The 23221-nt window shown below is 56.0% G+C and carries 22 protein-coding genes; 9 read left to right on the top strand and 13 right to left on the bottom strand.

What is annotated here, in order from left to right; genetic code table 11:
* Positions 1 to 37: 37 nt before the first annotated feature.
* From LLF79_RS21255 to LLF79_RS21245, 3 genes are all read right to left on the bottom strand, one after another.
* Positions 38 to 2161 carry an alpha-galactosidase gene (locus LLF79_RS21255; RefSeq protein ID WP_227880375.1) on the bottom strand — a complete coding sequence of 708 codons (2124 nt, stop codon included), beginning with the start codon at positions 2159 to 2161 and terminating at the stop codon, positions 38 to 40.
* A gap of 103 nt (positions 2162 to 2264) precedes the next feature.
* A complete protein-coding gene (locus LLF79_RS21250; protein ID WP_227880373.1) occupies positions 2265 to 3260 on the bottom strand; it encodes a LacI family DNA-binding transcriptional regulator in 996 nt (331 codons plus the stop codon).
* A gap of 17 nt (positions 3261 to 3277) precedes the next feature.
* Complete coding sequence (locus LLF79_RS21245; RefSeq protein ID WP_046092212.1) at positions 3278 to 3826, bottom strand: helix-turn-helix domain-containing protein; 549 nt, start codon at positions 3824 to 3826, stop codon at positions 3278 to 3280.
* Positions 3827 to 3928: 102 nt separating this feature from the next.
* Here LLF79_RS21245 and LLF79_RS21240 point away from each other — a divergent pair, with 102 nt between their 5' ends.
* Both LLF79_RS21240 and LLF79_RS21235 read left to right on the top strand, forming a co-directional pair.
* Positions 3929 to 4588 carry an AzlC family ABC transporter permease gene (locus LLF79_RS21240; protein ID WP_008501825.1) on the top strand — a complete coding sequence of 220 codons (660 nt, stop codon included), beginning with the start codon at positions 3929 to 3931 and terminating at the stop codon, positions 4586 to 4588.
* Positions 4588 to 4911, top strand: a complete 324-nt coding sequence (locus LLF79_RS21235) for an AzlD domain-containing protein (RefSeq protein ID WP_021242796.1) — start codon at positions 4588 to 4590, stop codon at positions 4909 to 4911. The genes LLF79_RS21240 and LLF79_RS21235 overlap by 1 nt, the downstream gene beginning before the upstream one ends.
* A gap of 40 nt (positions 4912 to 4951) precedes the next feature.
* Here the strand turns inward: LLF79_RS21235 and LLF79_RS21230 are convergent, their stop codons facing one another.
* Together LLF79_RS21230 and fdhD are read right to left on the bottom strand one after the other, a co-directional pair.
* Entirely contained in the window at positions 4952 to 5164 is a 213-nt protein-coding gene (locus LLF79_RS21230) for a DUF1471 domain-containing protein (protein ID WP_021242795.1), read from the bottom strand.
* Positions 5165 to 5278: 114 nt separating this feature from the next.
* Positions 5279 to 6115, bottom strand: a complete 837-nt coding sequence (gene fdhD, locus LLF79_RS21225; protein ID WP_227880371.1) for a formate dehydrogenase accessory sulfurtransferase FdhD — start codon at positions 6113 to 6115, stop codon at positions 5279 to 5281.
* A gap of 371 nt (positions 6116 to 6486) precedes the next feature.
* On the opposite strand from fdhD, the gene fdnG reads away from it, so the two are divergent.
* From fdnG to LLF79_RS21200, 5 genes are all read left to right on the top strand, one after another.
* Positions 6487 to 9537 (top strand): formate dehydrogenase-N subunit alpha, encoded by a 3051-nt coding sequence (gene fdnG / locus LLF79_RS21220; protein WP_088728449.1) that lies wholly within the window; start codon positions 6487 to 6489, stop codon positions 9535 to 9537.
* Between the two features lie 12 nt (positions 9538 to 9549).
* Positions 9550 to 10452, top strand: a complete 903-nt coding sequence (gene fdxH, locus LLF79_RS21215; protein WP_008501831.1) for a formate dehydrogenase subunit beta — start codon at positions 9550 to 9552, stop codon at positions 10450 to 10452.
* Positions 10449 to 11084: a formate dehydrogenase cytochrome b556 subunit gene (gene fdoI, locus LLF79_RS21210; protein WP_008501832.1), complete on the top strand. Its 636-nt coding sequence runs from the start codon at positions 10449 to 10451 to the stop codon at positions 11082 to 11084. Before fdxH ends, fdoI begins: the two co-directional genes overlap by 4 nt.
* Positions 11081 to 12010 carry a formate dehydrogenase accessory protein FdhE gene (gene fdhE / locus LLF79_RS21205; protein WP_008501833.1) on the top strand — a complete coding sequence of 310 codons (930 nt, stop codon included), beginning with the start codon at positions 11081 to 11083 and terminating at the stop codon, positions 12008 to 12010. The genes fdoI and fdhE overlap by 4 nt, the downstream gene beginning before the upstream one ends.
* A gap of 219 nt (positions 12011 to 12229) precedes the next feature.
* Entirely contained in the window at positions 12230 to 13150 is a 921-nt protein-coding gene (locus LLF79_RS21200; protein WP_045352972.1) for an alpha/beta hydrolase, read from the top strand.
* 8 nt (positions 13151 to 13158) lie between these two features.
* Here LLF79_RS21200 and fabY read toward each other — a convergent pair whose 3' ends face one another.
* From fabY to LLF79_RS21170, 6 genes are all read right to left on the bottom strand, one after another.
* Positions 13159 to 14100 carry a fatty acid biosynthesis protein FabY gene (gene fabY / locus LLF79_RS21195; RefSeq protein ID WP_023326334.1) on the bottom strand — a complete coding sequence of 314 codons (942 nt, stop codon included), beginning with the start codon at positions 14098 to 14100 and terminating at the stop codon, positions 13159 to 13161.
* Positions 14101 to 14144: 44 nt separating this feature from the next.
* Entirely contained in the window at positions 14145 to 14582 is a 438-nt protein-coding gene (dtd, locus tag LLF79_RS21190) for a D-aminoacyl-tRNA deacylase (RefSeq protein WP_008501836.1), read from the bottom strand.
* Positions 14579 to 15460, bottom strand: coding sequence for a virulence factor BrkB family protein (locus LLF79_RS21185; RefSeq protein ID WP_227880370.1), 882 nt, complete (start codon positions 15458 to 15460; stop codon positions 14579 to 14581). Before LLF79_RS21185 ends, dtd begins: the two co-directional genes overlap by 4 nt.
* Positions 15454 to 16053: a glucose-1-phosphatase gene (gene yihX, locus LLF79_RS21180; protein WP_008501839.1), complete on the bottom strand. Its 600-nt coding sequence runs from the start codon at positions 16051 to 16053 to the stop codon at positions 15454 to 15456. Before yihX ends, LLF79_RS21185 begins: the two co-directional genes overlap by 7 nt.
* 88 nt (positions 16054 to 16141) lie before the next feature.
* Entirely contained in the window at positions 16142 to 16645 is a 504-nt protein-coding gene (locus LLF79_RS21175; protein WP_227880367.1) for a hypothetical protein, read from the bottom strand.
* Entirely contained in the window at positions 16609 to 17352 is a 744-nt protein-coding gene (locus tag LLF79_RS21170; RefSeq protein WP_032654221.1) for a winged helix-turn-helix domain-containing protein, read from the bottom strand. Before LLF79_RS21170 ends, LLF79_RS21175 begins: the two co-directional genes overlap by 37 nt.
* A 547-nt stretch (positions 17353 to 17899) precedes the next feature.
* Between LLF79_RS21170 and LLF79_RS21165 the strand changes: the two genes are divergently transcribed.
* Entirely contained in the window at positions 17900 to 18517 is a 618-nt protein-coding gene (locus tag LLF79_RS21165) for a helix-turn-helix transcriptional regulator (RefSeq protein WP_227880365.1), read from the top strand.
* A 71-nt stretch (positions 18518 to 18588) separates the two neighbouring features.
* Positions 18589 to 21453, top strand: a complete 2865-nt coding sequence (locus LLF79_RS21160) for an autotransporter outer membrane beta-barrel domain-containing protein (RefSeq protein ID WP_227880362.1) — start codon at positions 18589 to 18591, stop codon at positions 21451 to 21453.
* A gap of 40 nt (positions 21454 to 21493) precedes the next feature.
* On the opposite strand, the gene LLF79_RS21155 is transcribed toward LLF79_RS21160, so the two are convergent.
* Together LLF79_RS21155 and LLF79_RS21150 are read right to left on the bottom strand one after the other, a co-directional pair.
* A complete protein-coding gene (locus tag LLF79_RS21155; RefSeq protein ID WP_021242785.1) occupies positions 21494 to 22288 on the bottom strand; it encodes a DeoR/GlpR family DNA-binding transcription regulator in 795 nt (264 codons plus the stop codon).
* 34 nt (positions 22289 to 22322) lie between these two features.
* On the bottom strand, positions 22323 to 23219 hold the full coding sequence (locus LLF79_RS21150) for a sugar kinase (RefSeq protein WP_126289396.1): 897 nt from the start codon (positions 23217 to 23219) through the stop codon (positions 22323 to 22325).
* Between the last annotated feature and the right edge of the window lie 2 nt (positions 23220 to 23221).

Genomic DNA, 23221 nt, shown 5'->3' with positions numbered 1-23221 from the left:
ATCCTCAACGGAGGGCCAGTTTCCCGGCCCGTCACCTTTACACGCGTTCCACGCCAATCAGGATGGCGCTTTCCGGATCGAGAATCGGCAGCGCAATGCCCGCCTGCATCAGCCACTCACCGCTCGCCGTTTGCGGGGCCTCCATCCATGCCGGCAGCTTGCGCATGGTATGGCCTCCTTCACCGGTGATGTGAATATCAGGGTGATCGAGCAGCGAAATACGATACTGCGCGCTGGCCTCAAGCCCCGGCATGCGCAGCGGCATCATCAACGTGTAGTCCGGCATGGCGAGCTGGCTGACGATAAACAGTCCCTGCGTTTTATCTTCGCTCACAATACCCTGTGCCAGCGTAGTGGCATCCGGCATATCCACGCGCCAGTGGGTGCCCTGATGGATAACCTCGCGCCACTGCTTATACAGCGCGGCGTAACGGCGATAACCTTCGCGCTCCTGCTCATCAACGGTGAGGGGATCCAGTTCCAGCCCCATATGGCCAAACAGCGCCGTCAGACCGCGAAATTCAATGCTGTGCTGGCGGAAGGTGGCGTGACATTTATGATGACCGATATGCGCCCCCATTACCTCCGGCGGGAAGAAATAGCTCATGCCGCGCTGGATAGCGTTGCGCTCCAGCGCATCGTTGTTGTCCGAGGCCCAGAAGCGGTGGCAGCGCGTCAGCACTTCATAATCAATTCGCCCCCCGCCGGAGGAACAGGATTCAAATTCGACGTGCGGGAAACGCTTGCCCAGCACGTCCAGCAGGCGATAAAACTGGCGGGTTTGCGCGTCGGCGGCGGCCTTTCCGTCGTGCCCCGGCTGTACCAGCTCACGGTTCATGTCCCACTTCACGTAGTCGACCTCATGTTCACCCAGAAGCCAGCTCATGCGCTCCACCAGGTAATCAAACGCCTGCGGAATGTTCAGGTTAAGCACCAGCTGGTGCCGCCCGGTATGTTGCCTGTAGCCGGGCAACGCCAGCACCCAGTCGGGATGCGCACGATAAAGATCGGAATCCGGGTTAATCATCTCCGGCTCAACCCAGATGCCAAACGCCATGCCGAGCTGTTTCACATGGCTGATGACCGGCGTGAGGCCGTTCGGGTACTTCTTCTCGTCCAGATACCAGTCACCCAGCGCGGCGTAGTCGTCGTTGCGACCTTTGAACCAGCCGTCGTCGATGATAAAGCGCTCCACGCCCAGCGCGGCCGCCTCGTCGGCCATGCGCATGATGTAGTCCGGGTCGTGGTTAAAGTAGATGCCTTCCCAGGTATTGAGGTGGACCGGGCGCGGTTTGTTTTCGGGGAAGCGGATAACGTTGTCGCGAAGGTAATGGTGAAACTGCTGGCTCATGCCGTTCAGGCCCTGCGCGGAGTAGCTTGCATACAGGCGCGGCGTCCAGAGCGTGTCGCCCTCCTCAATCGCCATTTCGCCCGGCAGGTAGAGGGCTTCAGCCTGCAGATAGCGGCGGCCGTCGGTTTTGGCTTCCGCACGCAGGCGGTGGTTGCCGCTCCAGCCCAGATGCACGCCCCAGACGTCGCCGTGCATTTCGCTGAACGACGGCGTACCCGAAATCAGCGCCGGGAAGTGTTCATGGGAGGTTTTACCCCGGCGGTTTTCAATCACAAAGCTGTCGTGTTCAAGCGTCACGCGGTGCGGCTGAAATTCCCGGATCCAGCGTCCGTGGAAGGCCATCACCTCCCGCGCGCGTTCGGCCACGGGTAGCGTTATGGCAAAACGGTCCACCTGCCACGCCTGCGCTTTCAGGTTGGTTAAGCCGTGACGCACCGCCAGCACACCGCTGGCGTCCAGCGCCAGCTCGCTGGTCAGCCGCAGGCCCGCATGTTCATCTTCTGCCGTAATCGTCAGGGTTTGCCCCTGCTGCTGGACGTCTGTGGTGCCAAAGACAGGCGAACCGTCCAGGCCCAGACGATGCCCTTCAATACCGGGTGACCCAAACAGGCCGTGCCCCAGCTCGGCCATCAGAGTGACCGGAGAATCCACATCCAGCCTGCCGTTGGCAACTGGCCGGGAAAGGGTTTCAGCATTCTGCGGCGAAAAGTGCTGAAGATGCGGCCCCCAGTAAATAATTTCGCCGAACGGGTACGTTTTTATCACCACATCCACCGTCGCGCTTTCGAGTCGTAAAATGGAATCTTGCATCAGACATCTCCTGTCATGGGATGCCTTGAGTTTTGATCCGAAACGTTTCGGATACAAACCAAAACGTTTCGGATTTGTGATCGGGTTTAGAAAATGGAGAGATTCAGGCCGTCTGGCCGGGAGAGAATTCGGGCTGCCAGAGCACCTGGAGCTGCTCGATCGCCTCGCCGTTGATCAGCTGGCGAACCATATCGGCAATCTGTTTCCCGACGCCCTGACCGGTGGACTGGATCACTGCCGCCACGTCAGCATCGACGATGCTATCCTGCGGAAGCCCGTCATAAACCACCAGCGCAACGGCGTTCTCGCCGGTCAGGCGGCCCAGCTCCGCCAGCGCCATCGCCGCGCCGTCGCCGTGGGTGTTGCAGTCGGTAATGATGGCCGTGGGCGGCTGCGATAGCGAGAGAAGCTCTTTCGTGGTGGCATACCCCACCCGGCGTGAAGGGGGCATGGCGCGCAGCCATTCGCTGGAAAGCCCGGCTTCCCGCAACGCGTCCAGATAGCCCTGACGACGCTGGGTGATGAATGCCTGATTGTTGCTTTCGCCCAGCAGGGCAATGCGCTGATGGCCTTTTCCGATCAGCCAGCGGGTCGCATTGTACGTACCGGCATAGTTGTCGAAGTCGAACCACGCGTACGGCTGCGGCAGCTGGCTGCGACCAAGCGCCAGAAAGGGGAATCCGGCGGCCTGCAGCTGCTCAAGTCGCGGATCGCGATCCAGCGTGTGTGCGACAATCAGCGCATCCACGCGGCGGCTTTGCACCATGCGCATATAGCTGTGTTTATCGGCCAGATCGTCATCGGCAATCAGCAACAAATCGATTTCATGTCGCGCCAGTTCGTGGCTAATTTCGCCGACCATGTCCATAAATACGCTGTTATTGAGCGGAACAGGATGGACCGGGAACACCAGCCCAACGGCGTCAATTTTGCCCATCTTCAGACGACGGGCGAAGGTGTTCGGTCGGTAACCACGGCGCTGGGCCTCTGCTTCCACGCGTGCGCGCGTCTCGTCAGAAACGTCGTCATATCCGTTAAGGGCGCGGCTGACGGTGGTGACCGACAGCCCCAGTTCTTTGGCAATGGCTTTAAGCGACATGAGTTTCCGTATCTCTGTTAGTTTTGTTCCGCCACCAGCAGCGCGTAAGTGTCTGGCTCCAGGGCCTTGAAGATGTGCGGCTGGTCGGCGGGATAACAAATGTAATCCCCTGCGCCGAGCTCTTCCGCCGCGTCGAGCAGGCCGACCAGCGCCCGCCCCTGCGTCACAACAATATGTTCCACCGAGCCCGGCGGATGCGGCTGAGAAAGACGGTCTGCACCCGGTTGGGTCATCAGAAGATAGACATCGCGGCGCGCGCCGGGAGGGCATGCCGCCAGTAAAATGGCTTCATAATTAGCCTCTCCGGCGACCACTTTCGTCCCTTCACCACGGCGTATCACCTGCGTGGTCGGTAGCTGCGGCTCAAGCAAACGGGCGAAAGGAATATCCAGCGCCACGCAGAGCGACCACAGCGTTTCCAGGCTAGGGTTACCGTTGCCGGACTCCAGCTGGGAAAGCGTGGATTTTGCGATCCCGGCACGGCGGGCAATTTCCGCCAGTGAAAGCCCGGTTCGCAGGCGTTCTCGCACCAGACTTTTGGCGATCAGGCTGATCGGCTGCGTCATATAACGGCCTCGCGTTCTATAAAACGAACAAATCGTTCGTCTTGAAAATCAGTTTCATTGCGTTCATTATAATGGATACACGTTCGATATGGCTAAAATTGTATGAAGCATCATCTCTCTTGTCTGAAAGGCGACACCATAAAAGCAATCATTCTGGTCTGCCTCGCGGTGGGCGTGGTCGGGATGTCCTACGGCTCGCTGGCGATGGCCTACGGTTTCCCGGTCTGGGTACCGTTTGTGCTCTCCATTACCGTGCTGGCGGGCGCGTCTGAGTTCATGTTTATCGGCATCGTGGCGAGCGGCGGCAATCCGCTGGCGGCCGCGGCGGCAGGTTTGCTGGTCAACGCGCGCCACGTGCCGTTTGGCGTGACGGTGCGAGAGCTGGTGGGCAAGCGCGGTCTGAGCCTGCTGGGCTGCCACATCATGAACGATGAAAGCGTGGTGTTTGGCCTGTCGCAAAAAACCGCCGAGCAGCGTAAAGCCGCCTACTGGCTGTGCGGCTTAGGCGTCGCCATCGTCTGGCCGCTTGGCGCACTGCTGGGGGCTATGGTCGGCAAGCTGCTGCCGGACCCAGAAACCATCGGGCTGGATGCGGTATTTCCGGCCATTCTGCTGGCATTAGTGGTTCCCGCATTTAAAAACCGTACCACGCTGATCCGCGCCTGCAGCGGCGCCGTGTTATCGCTGGCCGCCGTACCGTTTGCCCCGGTGGGATTACCGGTACTGCTCTCTTTACTCGGTCTTGCCGCGAGGAAAAAATAATGGAAAACATGACGGTCTTTATTCTCGGCATCGCCATTCTTTCTGCCGGAACCTATTTAATGCGCCTTGGCGGCGCCAAACTCGGCAACCGGCTGGCGCTGTCGGAGCGTTCTCAGGCGCTGCTGTCAGATGCGGCAACGGTATTGCTGTTCTCCGTGGCGCTGGCGACCACCTTTTATGAGGGAGACCACTTCGCGGGCATGGCGCGCGTGCTGGGCGTGGCGTTTGCGGTGTTTTTGGCCTGGCGGAAAATGCCGTTAATCGTGGTCATTGTGGCCGCGGCAGTGGTGACGGCATTGCTGCGCGTGGCGGGCATAAACTAAAAAAGCGCCCCGGGGGCGCTCTTTCGACGGTGTGACTCGCTTATTTATTCAGTTCAGCAGTCATGTGTACGCGGTTACCGGAGAATGCCTGGGTAATTTTGTACGATGACGCGCCCGCTTCCTGAGCCTGAGCCGCGATTTTCGCTTCTGCACCATCAATGGTAGAGGCGGTTGCGGTTACGGTCTGCGCAGCGAAAGAACCGAAAGAAGCAGCCAGAGCGATTACAGCGACAAAAGTTTTGATGCTTTTCATAATATAAACCCTTTCATTAAGTTGTTCAGGTAAGGCGCCGTGCCTTGATGAGATAAATACTAGACCTCATCGCGAACAACTAAAAGCGGAAGGATTTGCTATTATCATTCAAAATTACTGATTAACTATTAATCGCTGTGGATGGGTATAGATGGTTGCCCTTCCCGGCTTGCAGAACCCCACCAGCGTCAGGTTGCAGCGCTCGGCCACCTCCACCGCCAGCGTCGTTGCCGCCGACACGGCAAACAGGATCTCCACCCCGCACATCGCCGATTTTTGCACCATCTCATAGCTGGCGCGGCTGGAAACGAGCGCGGCGCCCTGCTGCCAAACCTCACTTTCACGTGCACGACGACCGAGCAGCTTATCCAGCGCCACGTGGCGGCCCACGTCTTCATGCCCACCGGCAATCTCTCCCGACGGCAATACCCACGCCGCCGCGTGCGTGCAGCCGCTGAGCTGGCCGATAGGCTGTACATCGTTGAGGTGCTCAAGCGCAGGATCGAGGTGCGCCAGATTAAAGGTCTGAGTAAACGGCAGTGGTGAAACAGGTTTGCCAATATCGTTGAGCTGCTCAACGCCGCACACGCCGCAGCCGGTACGCCCGGCCAGCGCGCGACGACGCTCTTTCAGCCCCATAAAGCGGCGGCTGGAGAGCTCGATTTGCACTTCCAGGCCGTTGCAGGCCTGCATCACGTCCATGCCATAGATATCTTGCGGATGCTCAATGATGCCTTCCGAGAGGGAAAAACCGATGGCGAACAGCTCAAGATCTTTCGGAGACGCCATCATCACTACATGCGATATGCCGTTGTAAACGAGCGCAACGGGCACTTCTTCGGCCAGAAAATCGGGTATGGCATCGGTTATGTGGGGCGGTCGGTGTACCGGCAGTTCCACAATGCCGGCAGGCAGGAGTGACGAGTGGGGATCACGGTTTTGTTTAGACACAGCGGTATTCCTGAACAACCACGGAAGCGAGCGTGCTATTGCAGCATAAACCACAGGCTGTACGCATAGTATGGATCAACTTTTCGACAACCATTCTCCTACTCATTTAGCAGGGGTGCAACCTGCCACCGGCTACACCGCTTTAACATGCAGAGCTGTTAACGTGATCAATATCACACTTTATAATCAACATGGTGATAATACGTTCACTTTGTATTAACGCCATTAGAACAGCTGTACCGACAATGTGGTATTCTGATGATATCCCTCGTGGAATTGCGGGATTAACGCAAATTTTTTCCTTTGCGGTCATTCTTCAACCGCGAAGTCAAAACTACATATGTAAGCAATGTCGAAACAAGGAGTGACCCATGCAGGTCAGCAGAAGGCAGTTCTTTAAGATCTGCGCTGGCGGTATGGCAGGCACCACGGCAGCGGCACTGGGCTTTGCGCCCGGCGTAGCGCTGGCGGAAACGCGGCAGTATAAACTGCTGCGCACCCGTGAAACCCGTAATACCTGTACGTACTGCTCTGTCGGTTGCGGGCTGTTGATGTATAGCCTCGGCGACGGTGCTAAAAACGCCAAAGCGTCTATTTTCCATATCGAAGGCGACCCGGATCACCCGGTTAACCGCGGCGCATTGTGCCCGAAAGGGGCCGGTCTGGTGGACTTTATCCACTCCGAAAGCCGCCTGAAATTCCCTGAATACCGCGCGCCGGGTTCCGACAAATGGCAGCAAATCAGCTGGGAAGAGGCGTTTGACCGCATCGCTAAACTGATTAAAGAAGACCGCGATGCCAACTTTGTTGAGAAAAACGCCGACGGCGTCACGGTCAACCGCTGGCTCTCCACCGGGATGCTGTGTGCCTCTGCCTCCAGCAACGAAACCGGTTATTTAACCCAGAAATTTACGCGCGCACTCGGTATGCTCGCGGTCGACAACCAGGCGCGTGTCTGACACGGACCAACGGTAGCAAGTCTTGCTCCAACATTTGGTCGCGGTGCGATGACCAACCACTGGGTCGACATCAAGAACGCCAACCTCATTGTGGTGATGGGCGGTAACGCCGCTGAAGCGCACCCTGTCGGGTTCCGCTGGGCGATGGAAGCCAAAATCCACAACGGTGCGAAACTGATTGTGATCGATCCCCGCTTCACGCGTACTGCGTCAGTGGCGGATTTCTACACCCCTATTCGTTCAGGTACTGACATCACTTTCCTGTCAGGCGTACTGCTGTACCTGATGACCAACGAAAAATACAACCGCGAATACACCGAAGCCTATACCAACGCCAGCCTGATCGTGCGTGAGGATTACCACTTCGAAGATGGTCTGTTTAGCGGTTACGACGCCGAAAAACGCAAGTACGACAAAACCAGCTGGAACTACGAGCTGGATGAGAAAGGTTTTGCGAAGCGTGACACCACGTTGCAACACCCGCGCTGCGTGTGGAACTTGCTGAAAGAGCACGTCTCCCGCTACACGCCGGAGGTTGTCGAAAACATCTGCGGTACGCCGAAGGCGGACTTCCTGAAGGTGTGCGAGCTGATCGCCGAAACCAGCGCGAAAGACAAAACCGCGTCGTTCCTGTACGCCCTCGGCTGGACGCAACACTCCATCGGCGCGCAGAACATCCGCACCATGGCGATGGTTCAGCTGCTGCTCGGCAACATGGGGATGGCAGGCGGTGGCGTGAACGCCCTGCGTGGTCACTCCAACATTCAGGGTCTGACCGACCTCGGCCTGCTGTCTCAGAGCCTGCCGGGCTATATGAACCTGCCAAGCGAGAAACAGACCGACCTGCAAACCTACCTGACGGCCAGCACGCCTAAACCGCTGCTTGAAGGCCAGGTGAACTACTGGGGCAACTATCCGAAGTTCTTCGTCTCGATGATGAAAGCGTTCTTCGGTGACAAAGCGACGGCGGAAAACAGCTGGGGCTTTGACTGGCTGCCGAAGTGGGACAAAGGCTACGACGTTCTGCAGTATTTCGAGATGATGCACCAGGGCAAAGTGAACGGCTATCTGTGCCAGGGCTTTAACCCGGTTGCCTCGTTCCCGAACAAGAACAAGGTTGTTGAGTCGCTGTCGAAGCTGAAGTTCCTGGTGACGATTGACCCGCTCAATACCGAAACCTCGACCTTCTGGCAGAACCACGGTGAATCGAACGACGTCGATCCGTCGAAGATTCAGACCGAAGTGTTCCGTCTGCCATCGACCTGCTTTGCGGAAGAGAACGGCTCTATCGTCAACTCCGGGCGCTGGCTGCAGTGGCACTGGAAAGGCGCGGACGCCCCGGGCATCGCCATGAACGACGGCGAGATCCTGGCCGGTATCTTCTTACGCCTGCGTAAGATGTATGCGGCTGAAGGCGGCGCGAACCCTGAGCCTGTGCTGAACATGACCTGGAACTACTCGACGCCGGAAAACCCAGCGCCGGAAGAAGTGGCGATGGAGAGCAACGGTAAGGCGCTGGCGGACGTTATCGACCCGGCCACCGGCACCGTGCTGGCGAAGAAAGGCGATCAGCTCAGTACCTTCGCGCACCTGCGTGACGACGGCACCACCTCCAGCGGCTGCTGGATCTTTGCCGGTAGCTGGACGCCGAAAGGCAACCAGATGGCCAACCGCGATAACGCCGACCCGTCGGGTCTGGGCAATACGCTGGGCTGGGCATGGGCATGGCCGCTCAACCGCCGCATCCTCTATAACCGTGCGTCCGCTGACCCGCAGGGCAACCCGTGGGATCCGAAGCGTCAGCTGCTGAAGTGGGACGGTGCGAAATGGGGCGGCGTGGATATTCCGGACTACAGCACTGCCGCACCAGGCAGCGATGTCGGGCCGTTTATCATGCAGCCTGAAGGGATGGGGCGTCTGTTCGCTATCGATAAGATGGCGGAAGGTCCGTTCCCGGAACACTATGAGCCGTTTGAGACGCCGCTGGGCACCAACCCGCTGCACCCGAACGTGGTCTCTAACCCGGCAGCCCGTATCTTCAAGAGCGATTTTGAAGCGCTGGGTAAAAAGGACAAGTTCCCGTACGTGGGCACCACTTACCGTCTGACCGAGCACTTCCACTACTGGACCAAACACGCGCTGCTTAACGCCATCGCGCAGCCGGAACAGTTTGTGGAGATCGGCGAGAAGCTGGCGAACAAGCTCGGCATTGCCCATGGCGATACCGTGAAGGTCTCCTCTAACCGTGGCTATATCAAAGCCAAGGCGGTGGTGACCAAGCGTATTCGCACGCTGAACGTTCACGGTCAGCAGGTGGATACCATCGGCATCCCAATTCACTGGGGCTATGAGGGCGTGGCGAAGAAAGGGTTCATTGCGAACACCCTGACGCCATTCGTCGGTGATGCGAACACGCAGACGCCGGAGTTTAAGGCCTTCCTCGTGAACGTGGAAAAGGTGTAACGGAGACGACTTATGGCTTATCAATCTCAAGACATTATCCGTCGTTCCGCGACTAACGGTTTCACGCCCGCGCCTCAGGCGCGGGACCACCAGCAGGAAGTGGCGAAGCTTATCGACGTGACCACCTGTATCGGCTGTAAAGCCTGTCAGGTGGCCTGCTCTGAGTGGAACGATCTGCGTGACGAAGTGGGTCACAACGTCGGGGTGTACGACAACCCGGCGGACCTGACCGCCAAGTCCTGGACGGTGATGCGTTTCTCGGAAGTGGAGCAGAACGACAAGCTGGAATGGCTTATCCGCAAAGACGGCTGTATGCACTGTGCGGATCCGGGCTGCCTGAAGGCATGTCCGTCAGAAGGGGCTATCATTCAGTATGCCAACGGCATCGTCGACTTCCAGTCCGAGCAGTGCATTGGCTGCGGCTACTGCATCGCGGGCTGTCCGTTCGACGTACCGCGCCTGAACCCGGAAGACAACCGCGTCTACAAATGCACCCTGTGCGTAGACCGCGTAACCGTCGGCCAGGAGCCTGCATGCGTGAAGACCTGCCCAACCGGCGCCATCCACTTTGGTTCTAAAGAGGATATGAAAACGCTGGCGGCAGAGCGCGTGGGCGAGCTGAAAACCCGTGGTTACGACAATGCGGGCCTGTACGATCCGGCCGGGGTTGGCGGTACGCACGTGATGTACGTGCTGCACCACGCCGACAAGCCGAACCTGTATCACGGCCTGCCGGAGAACCCGGAAATCAGCGCTACCGTGAAATTCTGGAAAGGCATCTGGAAACCGCTGGCAGCGGTGGGCTTTGCTGCCACCTTCGCAGCGAGCATCTTCCACTACGTCGGCGTCGGTCCGAACCGCGCGGAAGAGGAAGACGACAACCTGCATGAAGAGAAAGACGAGGTGCGCAAATGAGAAAACGTGACACCATCGTGCGCTACACCGCGCCGGAACGCATCAACCACTGGGTCACCGCCTTCTGCTTCATGCTGGCGGCGATAAGCGGGCTGGGGTTCTTCTTCCCGTCCTTCAACTGGCTGATGCAGATCATGGGGACACCACAGCTGGCGCGCATCCTGCACCCGTTTGTGGGCGTCATCATGTTCGCGTCGTTCATCATCATGTTTTTCCGCTACTGGCACCATAACCTAATCAATCGGGATGATATCTTTTGGGCGAAGAATATTCGTAAGATCGTCGTCAACGAGGAAGTGGGTGACACCGGGCGTTATAACTTCGGCCAGAAATGCGTATTCTGGGCGGCGATTATCTTCCTGGTCCTGTTGCTGGTCAGCGGCGTGATCATCTGGCGTCCGTACTTTGCGCCTGCTTTCTCAATCCCGGTGATCCGATTCGCGCTGATGCTGCATTCATTTGCCGCAGTGGCGTTAATTGTGGTTATCATGGTGCATATCTACGCCGCCCTCTGGGTGAAAGGCACCATTACCGCGATGGTGGAGGGATGGGTCACCAGCACGTGGGCGAAGAAACATCACCCGCGTTGGTACCGTGAAGTCCGCCAGAAACAGGAAAAGTCATCTGAATGAGTATTCGCATAATCCCGCAAGATGAGCTGGGGTCGAGCGAGAAACGCACGGCGGATTATATTCCGCCGTTGTTATTCCCCAGACTCAAGAACCTCTACAACCGCCGCGCAGAGCGTCTGCGCGAGCTGGCAGAGAACAACCCGCTGGGTGATTTTCTGCGCTTTGCCGCGCTGGTCGCCCACGCGCAGGAAGTGGTGCTGTACGACCACCCGCTGCAAATGGACCTGACCGCGCGGATCAAAGAAGCCAACGCGCAGGGTAAGCCGCCGCTGGACATTCACGTCCTGCCGCGCGACAAGCACTGGCAAAAGCTGCTGCATTCGCTGATTGCCGAGCTGAAGCCGGAGATGAGCGGAACCGCGCTGGCGGTCATTGAGAATCTGGAAAAAGCGTCCGAACAAGAGCTTGAAGAGATGGCGAGCGCGCTGTTCGCGTCCGACTTCTCGCTGGTCAGCAGCGATAAAGCGCCGTTTATCTGGGCAGCCCTGTCGCTCTACTGGGCACAAATGGCCAGCCTGATCCCGGGCAAAGCTCGCGCCGAATACGGCGAGGCGCGCCAGTTCTGCCCGGTCTGCGGCTCTATGCCGGTATCGAGCATGGTGCAAATCGGCACCACTCAGGGGCTGCGCTACCTGCACTGCAACCTGTGTGAAACCGAGTGGCACGTGGTGCGCATTAAGTGCAGCAACTGCGAGCAGACCCGCGATCTGAACTACTGGTCGCTGGAAAACGAAGACGCGGCGGTGAAAGCCGAAAGCTGCGGCGACTGCGGCACCTACCTGAAGATTCTCTATCAGGAAAAGGACCCGAAAGTCGAAGCGGTGGCCGACGATCTCGCCTCGCTGATTCTGGACGCGAAGATGGAGCAGGAGGGCTTTGCCCGCAGCTCGATCAACCCGTTCCTGTTCCCGGGTGAAGGGGAATAATTCCCTGTGACAGTGCCGGGCGGCGCGTGCTTGCCCGGCCTGTAATTCGACAGCAATACCCGCCGCCTTTCATGCCAGATACTCTCCATTCTCGTTGAGAGACGCGTTACCGCCTTTGCGAGCCGCTTTCCAGGTTGTTGCCCTCAATACTATTCTTGTTTTCTTTTGAATCAAACCAGGCTATAAAACTGTTCATCCATACAGTAAAAGGGATTATTCATGGCGCTGGAACAGGGTATTGCACAGCTGGTTCAGGGATTTATCGCTGCAGGGCGGCCCTCGTCACGTCGCCAGAGCATTGAGGTGCGACGAGCAGGCTATATTGCCAGCACAGGGCTTGCCGGGGAGACCGAAACGCGCGTTCAGGTGGAGACGCTTGTTCTTGAGGGTCTTACCATTCGGGTATTTTCACCTCTCAATGCGCCTGAACTATTGCCTGCTGCCATCTACTACCACGGCGGATGCTTTATCAGCGGCGGCTTTGATACCCATGACAACCAGCTCCGTCAGTTAGCCTGCTACGGCAATTGCCGGGTGGTTGCGATTCAATACAGGCTGGCGCCGGAGCATACCTTCCCCGCCGCACATGACGATGCGGAAAGAGGTGCAGATCTGGTCTGGCAATATGCGGACAAACTGGGCGTGGATAAAAACCGGATTACACTTTGTGGAGACAGCGCGGGGGGACATCTGGCGCTGGTAACGGCGCTGCGGCTTAAGGCTAAAGGGCTCTGGCAGCCTGTACAGCTTATTCTTATCTACCCCATGCTCGACGCCACGGCCAGTTTTGAAAGCTATACCCTCAACGGCATGGATTACGTAATTACTCGCGATACCCTGCTGAGCGGCTATGAAATATATCTGGCTGGAGCCGACCGTAAGCATCCTGAGGTTAGCCCGCTGTGGCGAGAAGACTTCAGCGGCCTGCCAGCTGTCCATATCGTTACCGCTGAGTACGATCCGTTATGCGATGAAGGAGAGGCGCTGTTTCAACGCCTCACGGAGCAAGAAGTGACGTGTACCGCTCAGCGATGGCTGGGAGTAATACACGGCTTCTTCCAGCTTGGTGGAATTAGCCAATCAGCGCGAGATGTTATGCGGGATATCGCCGGGCGGATTCAGCACGCCCGGGGAGCGTAAACAGGAGATTACTCCTCCTCGTTCCCGCCCTCTTCATACGCGCCAAAAGGCTTCGCCGGAAGAACAATGTAGGTGCCTTCAAACACCGCGCCCGGCGTTTTATCGCCAAACAGTTCGACCTGCATTTGTACGCGCGCCTTGCGGCCGCGTGCCAGACGGTCAAGATCGCCACCCAGTGATCCCAGATCGGCCACGGCGGTCGGCTTGCCGCTTATCGGCGCGCTATAGCGAATGTGGGCATCGGCCAGAATGATGGTGCCGCCCAGATGGCGCTCGCGCAGCATCAGCCAGATAAGCCCCCAGCCGGTGAGCGTGGCCAGTGAGAAAAGACTTCCGGCAAACAGGGTGTGGTGCGGATTCTGGTTGCCGGTTTCCGGCATGGTGGTAATAAATTTTTGTCCGGTGTACTGCTGAATGCGTACGCCCATTTTTTCGCTGAGCGGAATGTGCTGATACCAGGCCTGCTGCAGCTGTCCGCACCAGTCGGCGCGATGCAGAATATCGTCCAGCGTGGCGATGGGTTTGATCATCAAAAAATGACGAATCGGGGTGGTTTGCGGGGTTGTGATTTCACCCTGATTCACAAAACCGAGTTTAGCGAAGAATTCCACGGCATCTTCGCGGGCGCTACAGGTGACGCGCTTAACGCCTTCCTGGCGGGCGACGGATTCCAGGGTCATCGCCATTAGCGTCCCCAGACCTTTGTCCTGCACGGAGGGATGAACCGCCATAAAGCGAATAGACGCTTCGTTATCGGCGTTGATATACAAACGCCCGACGGCCACAAGGTTGCCCTCTTCGTCCATCACCATCTGATGGTGGGCCATCGCGTCCCAGGCGTCACGCTCAGAGCCTTTTGGCTGATGTAATGGCTTGCGTAGCATTTCCCAGCGGAACTGGTAATAGGCTTCTAACTCTTCTTCCGTTTGCGGTACTCGAAGGTGATACATAGCTGTACTCTCTCTTGTTACCCGCGGCCACGCCGTAAGTATGCTCATACCTGGAGCCAGAATGTGACGGGGCCATCGTTCACCAGCGATACCTGCATATCTGCAGCGAATCGTCCGGTTTGCGTATTCATTTCCTGCTGGCGACAACGCTCAACAAAGTACTCGTAAAGTGCTTCTGCACGATCCGGCGCGGCACCTTTCGAGAAACTCGGGCGCATGCCGCGCTCGGTATCCGCTGCCAGCGTAAACTGGGAAACCACCAGCACGCTGCCGCCCGCCTGCTGGACGTTCAGGTTCATCTTGCCTTCCGCATCGCTGAAAATACGGTAGCCCAGCACGCGCTCACACAAGCGGTTGGCTTTTTGTTCGTCATCATCCTTTTCGACACCTAACAACACCAAAAGTCCTGGGCCAATTTCACCCGTCACCTCTCCCTCCACGGTGACGCTGGCACGGGTTACGCGCTGTATCAATGCAATCATGGTTGGTCTGCTTCTTGTTGTTTTTCAGCTTGTGCTGCTTTTTTAAGTTCGCGGTATACACCGAGAGTGACAGTTATTTCAGCACCAAGCAAGACGATACACCAGGTCCAGTAGACCCAGACAAACAAAATGGGGATCACCGCCAGCACGCCGTAAATCAGCTGATAGGACGGAAACATGGTGATGTAAAGGGCAAACCCTTTCTTACCGAGCTCAAAGAGCAACGCCGCCACCAGCGCCCCCACGACCGCATCGCGGTTGGGCACGCGCGTGGTCGGCACCACGCTATAGAGCAGCCAGAACGAGAGCCACGACAGGATCAACGGAAAGATGCGAAGCACATTATCAATCACGCCGTTTAAATCGCTCGCCCAGCGCAGGGAGAGCAGATACGAACTGATCGCAAGGCTCGCCCCGGCCAGCAGCGGCCCCAGCGTGAGGATCATCCAGTACACGGCAAAGGAATAGACCTTTGGCCGCGCTTTTTTACTCCGCCAGATCGTGTTCAGCGCGTTATCGATGGCGTACATCAACAGCAGCGCGGTGACAATAAGACCGCATGCCCCCACTGCCGTCATCTTGCTGGAGTTAGCAACAAACTGCTCAATGTAGTTCTGGATGACATCCCCGGTTGCCGGAATGAAATTCGCGAAGACAAAATGACGAAGCTGCACGCTGACATCCGCAAACATCGGAAAGGCGGAGAACAGGGCAAAGATGACCGCCACCAGCGGCACCAATGAGAGCAGCGACACGTAGGCGAGGTTACCCGCCAGCGTGGTCATATTATCCTCATCAATCCGGTGCCAGAGCAGTTTCAGCCAGGCCCGCAGCGGGCGAGTATGGTGCGTGGCTTTTTGATGAACGGTTTTTAGCATAGCTGCTTCGCAAAGTAGTCTGGTATCGTCTCTTTTCCGGTAACCAGAATTGACGTAATACCCAACTGGTTAGCTCCCTCTATATTATCGGCGTTATCGTCGAAAAAGACCGCATCGGCCGCGGTGAATCCCTCTGCCTGCAGAACAGCCTGATAAATTCGCGCTTCAGGCTTACGCATCCCCATCTCCTGCGAGAGGTAGATCTTATCCGCCGCCGCCTTAACTTCAGGGTACTCCTCAGGCCAGAACGTGGTGTGCAGACGGTTGGTGTTTGACAGCACAACGACCCGATGCCCCTGCTCGCGCAGTTTGTGCATGATGTCGATCACCTCAGGGCGAACCGCCACAAATACCGCCTGCCAGCCGTGGGAAAACTGTTCATAGCTTAACGAAAGCCCCATCTCCTGGCAGAAACGTTCAGCGAATGCTTCATCGCTGATTTCACCGCGCTCATGCTGGTGGAAGGTCTCGCCCATCGCGAAGTTCTGCTTTAAGGTCGCCAGCGGCACGCGGCTAAAATCACTCCATGCACCCAACACGCGATTAAAATCGATATCGACGATGACGTTTCCTAAATCAAAGATATAAAGCATGTTTATCTCCTGCTCGCCGTGGAGAGGTAACTGTAGCGGGAATAAAGAGATTTGACTATGCATGCGGTCTAAGGTGTGCGATCGATTTTTACGGCGCGTTTTTACGACAGTAAAGCGAAGGGACGTTTGACGCGGCAAAAATCCAGGCCCCCCGATACTCATCGAGCATCAGGCTCAGCTCTCTACCCGGCGTGCGGTAAAAACCCGGTAGCGTTGCGTTGATATCAGCCTCATCCGCATTATCGGCAAAGGTTTTAACAATACGATTGTTATTTAACACGCGCGCGTTCTCATGGTCACTGTAGTGAAAATAGATGGTACGATTAACTTCAGTAACCGTCTGACCAAATAATTTACCGTTAATAACCGTAGCCCCCTCCCGATGCTGCATCCGCCAGGAAACCGTACCCACAAATCGGTTTTTACCAATCGTCCATTCCACATCTCCCGTACAGCGTATCGGCGTACTCGATAAATGCGAATAAGCTAACCAGCCACTGCTGACAGCGGCCGCCAGAAATGCCGCCAGCAAAATGATACGGTTCCGGAGAGTCATCATTTTTCGTGCGCCCAAAAATAATGGGTGGTACATAACGCCGTCGCGTCCCTTCGCGCATCGTTATTACAGACAAACGCCGCGATTCGCTCCGTTTTACTATAGCCGACGAGAAAAACGTATCGTTTTTCGGCACACAGACCGGGATTATTGTTTAGCAAGCGCACGTAATGATCCTGAATATGTTCGTTAGGTGCATAAAAAAGTTGGCAGGCCTGGGTCGTGCTGCCCGTTGAAAGGGGAATGTAGTGACTAAACGGCATGTTCTGGTGCTTTTTATATAATATTCCCCCGTTGATAAGCGCGATCAACAAAAGCGTTGCGGTCGTTATTATCAGCCAGGCTGGCCTCTGCCTTGCGGCGCCCTTGGCAACGAGCACGTCTTTATTGGCTATGACTGGCTCAGCGGTTGGGACAAATAATTCAACCTCGGTAGCCTCGGAAAGCATAAGCCCGCGACGCGAAATCGTTTTTACCGTATCGCGCGGTAAGCCCACCTCAGCGAGGGCATTACGTAATGTCAAAATAGCCTGGTAAAAGGTATTCGGCGTAGTGACGTCATTGCGCTCCCCCCATCCCACCACCATTAACTGGTTTTGCGAAATTATTTCTCCGGGATGGGTGATGAGATAAAGAAAACAGAGGTTGGCAGGAAGCTGCAATTGTATCGAGCGCCCGGTAATATGATTTACCAGGTTTTTGTTTTCTGGATCATACTCGACCAATTTGTTAATAAGATACAATTTTCCTTTCCTCAGCAATAACAACCCTTAACTATATACATCAGAAAGATATACGTATATTTAACAACAGTATAGGACAGAAGGATCAGGACGCGATACCACCCCAACTAAGATTAAAAATAACACATTGTTTTTCAATCAGTTAAAAGGCAGTTTTCTTAGGTTTCTCTCATCTAAAACGACATAATGAGATTTCATTACACTTCGCCCGGCCCACTCATTATATTGAGCCCCAAGTCGCGAAAAGACTGTCGTTACGGCCGATTTAAGAAACGAATCTTTAGCTATTAGTGCTATTTCGTAAATCATCCTCCGGGATTTTTTTTGTCGAATAATCTTAAGGGGCTGAAGAATAGTCCTGGAATACGATGACCAAAGTATGTCATTTCGCTATGGCTACGGCCTGACAAAATAGACATCACCAGGAATTTATATTCTTCATCACTATTTATCATAAACAAGAGAGGGGCACGAGATATGTTTCAAGATTGACACATTTGGATGGCAGTGAAATATTGACAGTGAAAATAAGACAGGAGTGGACTGGATGATGACATCGTCGCATAAGGTTGTCCGCTGTATGAGCTGTGAATTGTCCTGTCAGTTATTTCCAGATAACGCAGTACGTTCACAATATTGTGGAAATGCCTCATTCGCAGTTTGGCCTGGTGGTAACCATTTCCTGCAGATTGCAGTAGAAAATAAAATATTGCAAGGAAACAAGAATCACTTATTACGCGGCTTTATATTTGTAGACTTTTCGTTTTGCAACCTGCGCGTACTTGCCGATCCGCAATGGATTGAACGTCTGGTGAGAACTAACATGAACATCGTGATTATCACAGACCGCAAGCTGGAAGCATTGGCCAATTATTTTTTCATGCAGCGCAGTGAAATAAAGGGAATTATTTATTCGAATGATAACGACATTATATTAAAGGAAAAAATCAGCCATCTTTTCTCCGGGAGACGGTTAAATAGCAGACGCGGCAGCATGTTGAACGCTGTTGAATTTACGTTACTGAACAGATTTTTGTCAGGTGCGTGCCTCCAGGAGATTATAAAATCAGACGGCATTGATGTTAAAAAAATTTATGTTCATAAAATACGACTTGAGAGGAAGTTAGGCACCAGAATTCATAAAATTCTCGTTTCTATTTTGTAATTTCAACCTGTTTACCTACCCACATTTAATGGTGTGGAGGATGTTCTACGCCTGAAAGAAAGGGGGCAGTCATGCCATATTTAATGAAACACTCACCAGTCGCCGCTGCGATTTCGCTGGCGTTAACGTCAGCGCTATTTACCGCACATGCAGCGGTAATAGATTTTGCTAATTTACCTGCCTCCGGAGCGGTAACGGATTTGCCTGCAGAAATACAGGCGCGGATACCCGCAACGGCAAACGCGAACTTTAGCAAAAATACCGGCGATCCTAACTATGTCTACCAGTACAGCCCGGGGAATATCCCGATTTATGGAGATGGGATCACCCTCGAAGGGCCTGGGGCGGAAGCCTTTGAGCATTCCGTTACCGTTATTCAGAACTCCACGTCCGGCAGCCCGGGGGTGATATTTGGTGACGATCTGACTATTCGCACCCAGTCAAAAGTGGCTGCCAATAATGGTAAAGACGTCGACGGTATTCGTACCCACGGGATGAACACGCCGGCCAACCCGGTATTTATCATTACCGGCGACCGCACCCATATCTACGTTAACGGCCAAAGCGGTGACGGTATTAATGCCGGGTACAGCTCCTTCAGTCAGGGTTCTCTCGGCTCCGCCAATATTTATGTGGGTGACGATCTCTATATCGAAACCACGGGCAGCACCGGGCGCGGGATTAGCGCTTATGCACTGAATGATGCCTCAAAGGCAAAAAATAACGTTATCGTCGGCGATCGTGCGCATATTGTGACGCGCGGGACTTACGCTGAGGGCATTCGTACCAACCAGAGCGGCTCATACGTCCGGCTGGGCGATGAGGCGACCATCGAAACGTACGGCACATCGGCCTATGGCCTGTACGCGGGTTCTGCGTCAAAAATTGAGCTAGGCAAAAGCGCGACGATTACCACCGACGCGGCCAGTGCCTCCGGGGTTTATTCCACCGGCTCGTCAACCATCACCCTTGATGAAGGCGCCACCATTATGACCAACGGTGCCAGTGCGCATGGCGTCTACGCTTACACCGGTGCGGTGAATCTGGGAGATAACGTCACCATTGCGGTAAACAGCAGCGAGAAAACCAGCAGCTCCGCGCAGGCGCCGCACGGGATGTATGCCTGGTCGCGCGGCGTGATAGCGCTCGCGGGTGGTGCAACCATTACCACCGCAGGCCAGCGCGACAGCGGTAGCTATGCCCTGAACGCCAGTAACGGCGGGGTGATTGATGCGTCCGCAGGAGGCAAGTTCATCCTCAACGGCGATATCCTTTCCGCAGGCGGCGTCGCGGCCACCAGCACGCTTCCGGCACAAAACAGTACCATTACGCTGACTATGGATGACAACTCCCTGTGGAACGGAGCGTCCTTCATTGAGAGCAACGCCGCGGGTACCGGTACTATCGCACTGACGATGAATGATGCCGTCTGGAATCTGCGCGACAGCTCCACGCTGACCAGCCTGACGCTGAATGCGGGCGGCACGATTAATTTCCAGCATGCAGAGGACGCGGCGTGGCAAACGCTGACCATCAAGGATGATTTTATCGGCAACGGCGGCAAGCTGGTTTTCAATACCGTGCTGTTTGACGACACTTCGGAAACGGACAAACTGATCGTTGAAGGCAACACCTCCGGTCATACCGGGGTGGAAGTGAACAACATTGGCGGTGCCGGCGCGCAAACCGTAGAAGGGATTGAAATTGTCAGCGTTGGCGGCAACTCTGAGGGGACGTTTGAGAAGGCTAGCCGTATCGTGGCGGGGGGCTATGACTATAACGTGGTGCAAAAAGGTAAAAACTGGTTTTTGACCAGCCTGGTCGAGCCCGTTGATCCTGTAGACCCACCGGTCGACCCCGTAGATCCACCTGTTGACCCAGTGGACCCGGTAGATCCGCCCGTTGACCCGGTGATCCCGCCGCAAGAGCCGGTCCCCCCAGCCGCACCACCGAAAAGCGAGCACCAGTATCGCCCGGAATTTGGCAGCTATCTGGCAAACAGCTATGCGTCCAATACGCTGTTTATGACCCGTCTGCACGATCGTCTGGGTGAAACGCAGTACACCGACATGCTTACGGGCGAGCAGAAAGTGACGAGCCTGTGGATGCGTAACGTCGGCGGTCATACGCGTTTTAACGACGGCAGCGGCCAGCTAAAAACGACCGCCAATCGCTACGTGCTGCAGCTGGGTGGCGATGTCGCCCAGTGGAGCACCGATGGCCTGGACCGTTGGCATCTCGGCCTGATGGCGGGCTACGGCAACAACCAGAGCCGGAGCGCTTCCAGCCTGACCGGCTACCGCTCACGCGGTGAAGTGAATGGCTATAGCGTCGGTCTGTATGGTACCTGGTACGCAAACGAGGCGGATAAAAGTGGCACCTACGTTGATAGCTGGGTGCTGTATAACTGGTTCGACAATAAGGTAATGGGGCAGGATCAGGCCACTGAGAGTTATCGTTCCAGCGGCGTGACCGCCTCTGTTGAAGCGGGCTATAGCGTTAAGGTGGGCGAAAGCGACCGCAACAGCTACTGGATCCAGCCGAAAGCGCAGGCCGTTTGGATGGACGTGCAGGCTGACGATCATCGCGAGCGCAACGGCACGCGGGTGAAAGACGAGACTCAGGGCAACCTGATGACACGTCTCGGCGTGAAGGCCTACATCAGCGGACATAACGCGATTGACGACGGTAAATCACGGACCTTCCAGCCGTTTATCGAAGCGAACTGGATCCACAACACCCAGACCACGCGTATCCGCATGGATGACATCAGCAATGACATGCGTGGTACGCGCAATATCGGTGAACTCAAGACCGGCGTAGAGGGGCAGATTACGCCGCAGCTTAGCGTATGGGGCAACGTGGCTCAGCAGATAGGCGATAAAGGCTACAGCGATACGCAGGGGATGTTAGGGGTGAAATACAGCTTCAAATAAAAATATTTAAGCCGCTGTTTGCTCAGCGGCTTTTTTTGCTTCAGGCAATATCATCGCTGGTACTGGCCAGGATGATTTCAACCTTACTGGATTTCAGGTGAGTTTGCAGAGCCGAGCCAGGCATCTCATCGGTGAAGAGTGCCGTGGCCTGCGCCACGTTGCCAATCTCTACCGCCGCGGATGCGGTAAATTTCGTATGATCGGCTGCGAGCAGAATGTGGCGAGCGTGGGCGATCATGGTTTTCACCACGCTGGCTTCATTGACGTCAAACTCCATCATCGCGCCGTCGTGCTCAATTGCCCCCACGCTGGTGACGAGATAATCCGCCCGAAAACCAGACACAAACGCCGTTGCCGCAGGCCCGATAATCCCGCCATTGTGCGGGCGCAGCGTGCCGCCAGGCACCATCACTTCAAAGCGCGGGTTTTTATACAGAATATGCGCCACCCGCAGGCTGTTGGTGATAATGCGCAGGTGGTTATGGTTGAGCAGCGCCCGGGCAACGTGCTCCACGGTCGTGCCGATGGTGATGAAAATAGTCGAGCCATCGGGAATATAGTCCGCAATGGCTTCGGCAATCGCCCGCTTCTCTTCGGTAAGCGAGACTTCACGCTGCTCGAACGCCGTGTTCACCACGCTGGATGCCCTGCCCGCCCCGCCATGATGACGCGTGATCAGCCCCTGCTCGCTGAGCTTACGGATATCCCGGCGCACGGTTTGCGTGGAGACATCCAGCAGCTGCGCCAGTTCATCAATGTTCATATAGCCGCGATCGGCAATCAGCGTCAGCAGCTGATCGTGACGCGGGTTGCCGGTCAGTTCGGTAAGGCTCATGGGCTGTCCTCTGAAAACCATCACGCCCCGCATTTTATACAAAAAGTGACAAAAAAGAGCGGGTTTGATCACAGTCGGGTATACCCGCGCGTCCACCGGGCTTTGTGCATTTCAGCGCTGCGACGGCGCTGGCAAAACGCACGGCGTCTGCGGCGGGCAATTGCTGCCCCAGGCTGACCGCCAGCGCACCGTGGAAAACGTCGCCCGCCCCGGTGGTATCCACCACGTTCACCTCAAAGCCAGGCTGATGACACAATGCACCGTTTTCCAGCCAGAAGCACCCGTCTCGCCCCTGCGTAACATACACATGTCCATTTGTGAGCGTTTGTGCTTTTCTCAGGGCATTTTCTTTTTCGTCCCGCTGCGTAAGGCGCCGCAGCCCTGGCGCGGAGAAGGCCGCGTGATCGCTTAAAGCGATCAGCTCCGCGATGTCCTGCGGGGTGACATCCGCATCCAGCAACGTCGGAACGCCCTGCTGACGGGCCAGGGTAAATGCCTGTTTTGCCCCGTCATGCCAGCGCACATCGGCTAAGACAATATCCCATTGAGAGAAGTCGATTTCATGCAGCCAGTCTGCCGCCGCAGGGAGATCGGGGCTGGGGTAGTTGGCAATCACACGCTCTCCGCTTGCGTCCACCAGCACCGCCGATTGTGACGATCGGGCCCCCTTAAACACGCGCGTGTAGCGGGTCTTCACCCCCAGGGATTCCAGCTCCGCGAGCAGCCGTCTGCCGGTATCGTCATCACCCACCCGGCCAATAAAATCCACTTCCGCGCCCAGTTTCGCCGCCGCCACTGCCGCCGTTGCCGCCGGGCCGCCGCCCACCTCCGTATAGTCTTTTGCGACATATTTCCCACCTTCTTTTGGTAAATCATCGAGATACCAGATGCGATCCAGCACGGTAATGCCGACACAAACGATGCGAGTCATGG

This window comes from Enterobacter cloacae complex sp. 2021EL-01169, assembly GCF_020733125.1.
GTDB classification, from domain to species: domain Bacteria; phylum Pseudomonadota; class Gammaproteobacteria; order Enterobacterales; family Enterobacteriaceae; genus Enterobacter; species Enterobacter roggenkampii.
The sequence above is the reverse complement of the archived record's forward strand: the minus strand, read 5'-3'. Positions and strand labels throughout refer to the sequence as shown.

What these genes read in the sequence shown, in the direction of transcription:
- LLF79_RS21255 (WP_227880375.1), bottom strand. Translation starts at nt 2,161, where the DNA reads ATGCAAGATTCCATTTTACGACTCGAAAGCGCGACGGTGGATGTGGTG.
- LLF79_RS21250 (WP_227880373.1), bottom strand. Translation starts at nt 3,260, where the DNA reads ATGTCGCTTAAAGCCATTGCCAAAGAACTGGGGCTGTCGGTCACCACC.
- LLF79_RS21245 (WP_046092212.1), bottom strand. Translation starts at nt 3,826, where the DNA reads ATGACGCAGCCGATCAGCCTGATCGCCAAAAGTCTGGTGCGAGAACGC.
- LLF79_RS21240 (WP_008501825.1), top strand. Translation starts at nt 3,929, where the DNA reads ATGAAGCATCATCTCTCTTGTCTGAAAGGCGACACCATAAAAGCAATC.
- LLF79_RS21235 (WP_021242796.1), top strand. Translation starts at nt 4,588, where the DNA reads ATGGAAAACATGACGGTCTTTATTCTCGGCATCGCCATTCTTTCTGCC.
- LLF79_RS21230 (WP_021242795.1), bottom strand. Translation starts at nt 5,164, where the DNA reads ATGAAAAGCATCAAAACTTTTGTCGCTGTAATCGCTCTGGCTGCTTCT.
- fdxH (WP_008501831.1), top strand. Translation starts at nt 9,550, where the DNA reads ATGGCTTATCAATCTCAAGACATTATCCGTCGTTCCGCGACTAACGGT.
- fdoI (WP_008501832.1), top strand. Translation starts at nt 10,449, where the DNA reads ATGAGAAAACGTGACACCATCGTGCGCTACACCGCGCCGGAACGCATC.
- fdhE (WP_008501833.1), top strand. Translation starts at nt 11,081, where the DNA reads ATGAGTATTCGCATAATCCCGCAAGATGAGCTGGGGTCGAGCGAGAAA.
- LLF79_RS21200 (WP_045352972.1), top strand. Translation starts at nt 12,230, where the DNA reads ATGGCGCTGGAACAGGGTATTGCACAGCTGGTTCAGGGATTTATCGCT.
- fabY (WP_023326334.1), bottom strand. Translation starts at nt 14,100, where the DNA reads ATGTATCACCTTCGAGTACCGCAAACGGAAGAAGAGTTAGAAGCCTAT.
- dtd (WP_008501836.1), bottom strand. Translation starts at nt 14,582, where the DNA reads ATGATTGCATTGATACAGCGCGTAACCCGTGCCAGCGTCACCGTGGAG.
- LLF79_RS21185 (WP_227880370.1), bottom strand. Translation starts at nt 15,460, where the DNA reads ATGCTAAAAACCGTTCATCAAAAAGCCACGCACCATACTCGCCCGCTG.
- yihX (WP_008501839.1), bottom strand. Translation starts at nt 16,053, where the DNA reads ATGCTTTATATCTTTGATTTAGGAAACGTCATCGTCGATATCGATTTT.
- LLF79_RS21175 (WP_227880367.1), bottom strand. Translation starts at nt 16,645, where the DNA reads ATGTACCACCCATTATTTTTGGGCGCACGAAAAATGATGACTCTCCGG.
- LLF79_RS21165 (WP_227880365.1), top strand. Translation starts at nt 17,900, where the DNA reads ATGATGACATCGTCGCATAAGGTTGTCCGCTGTATGAGCTGTGAATTG.
- LLF79_RS21160 (WP_227880362.1), top strand. Translation starts at nt 18,589, where the DNA reads ATGCCATATTTAATGAAACACTCACCAGTCGCCGCTGCGATTTCGCTG.
- LLF79_RS21155 (WP_021242785.1), bottom strand. Translation starts at nt 22,288, where the DNA reads ATGAGCCTTACCGAACTGACCGGCAACCCGCGTCACGATCAGCTGCTG.
- LLF79_RS21150 (WP_126289396.1), bottom strand. Translation starts at nt 23,219, where the DNA reads ATGACTCGCATCGTTTGTGTCGGCATTACCGTGCTGGATCGCATCTGG.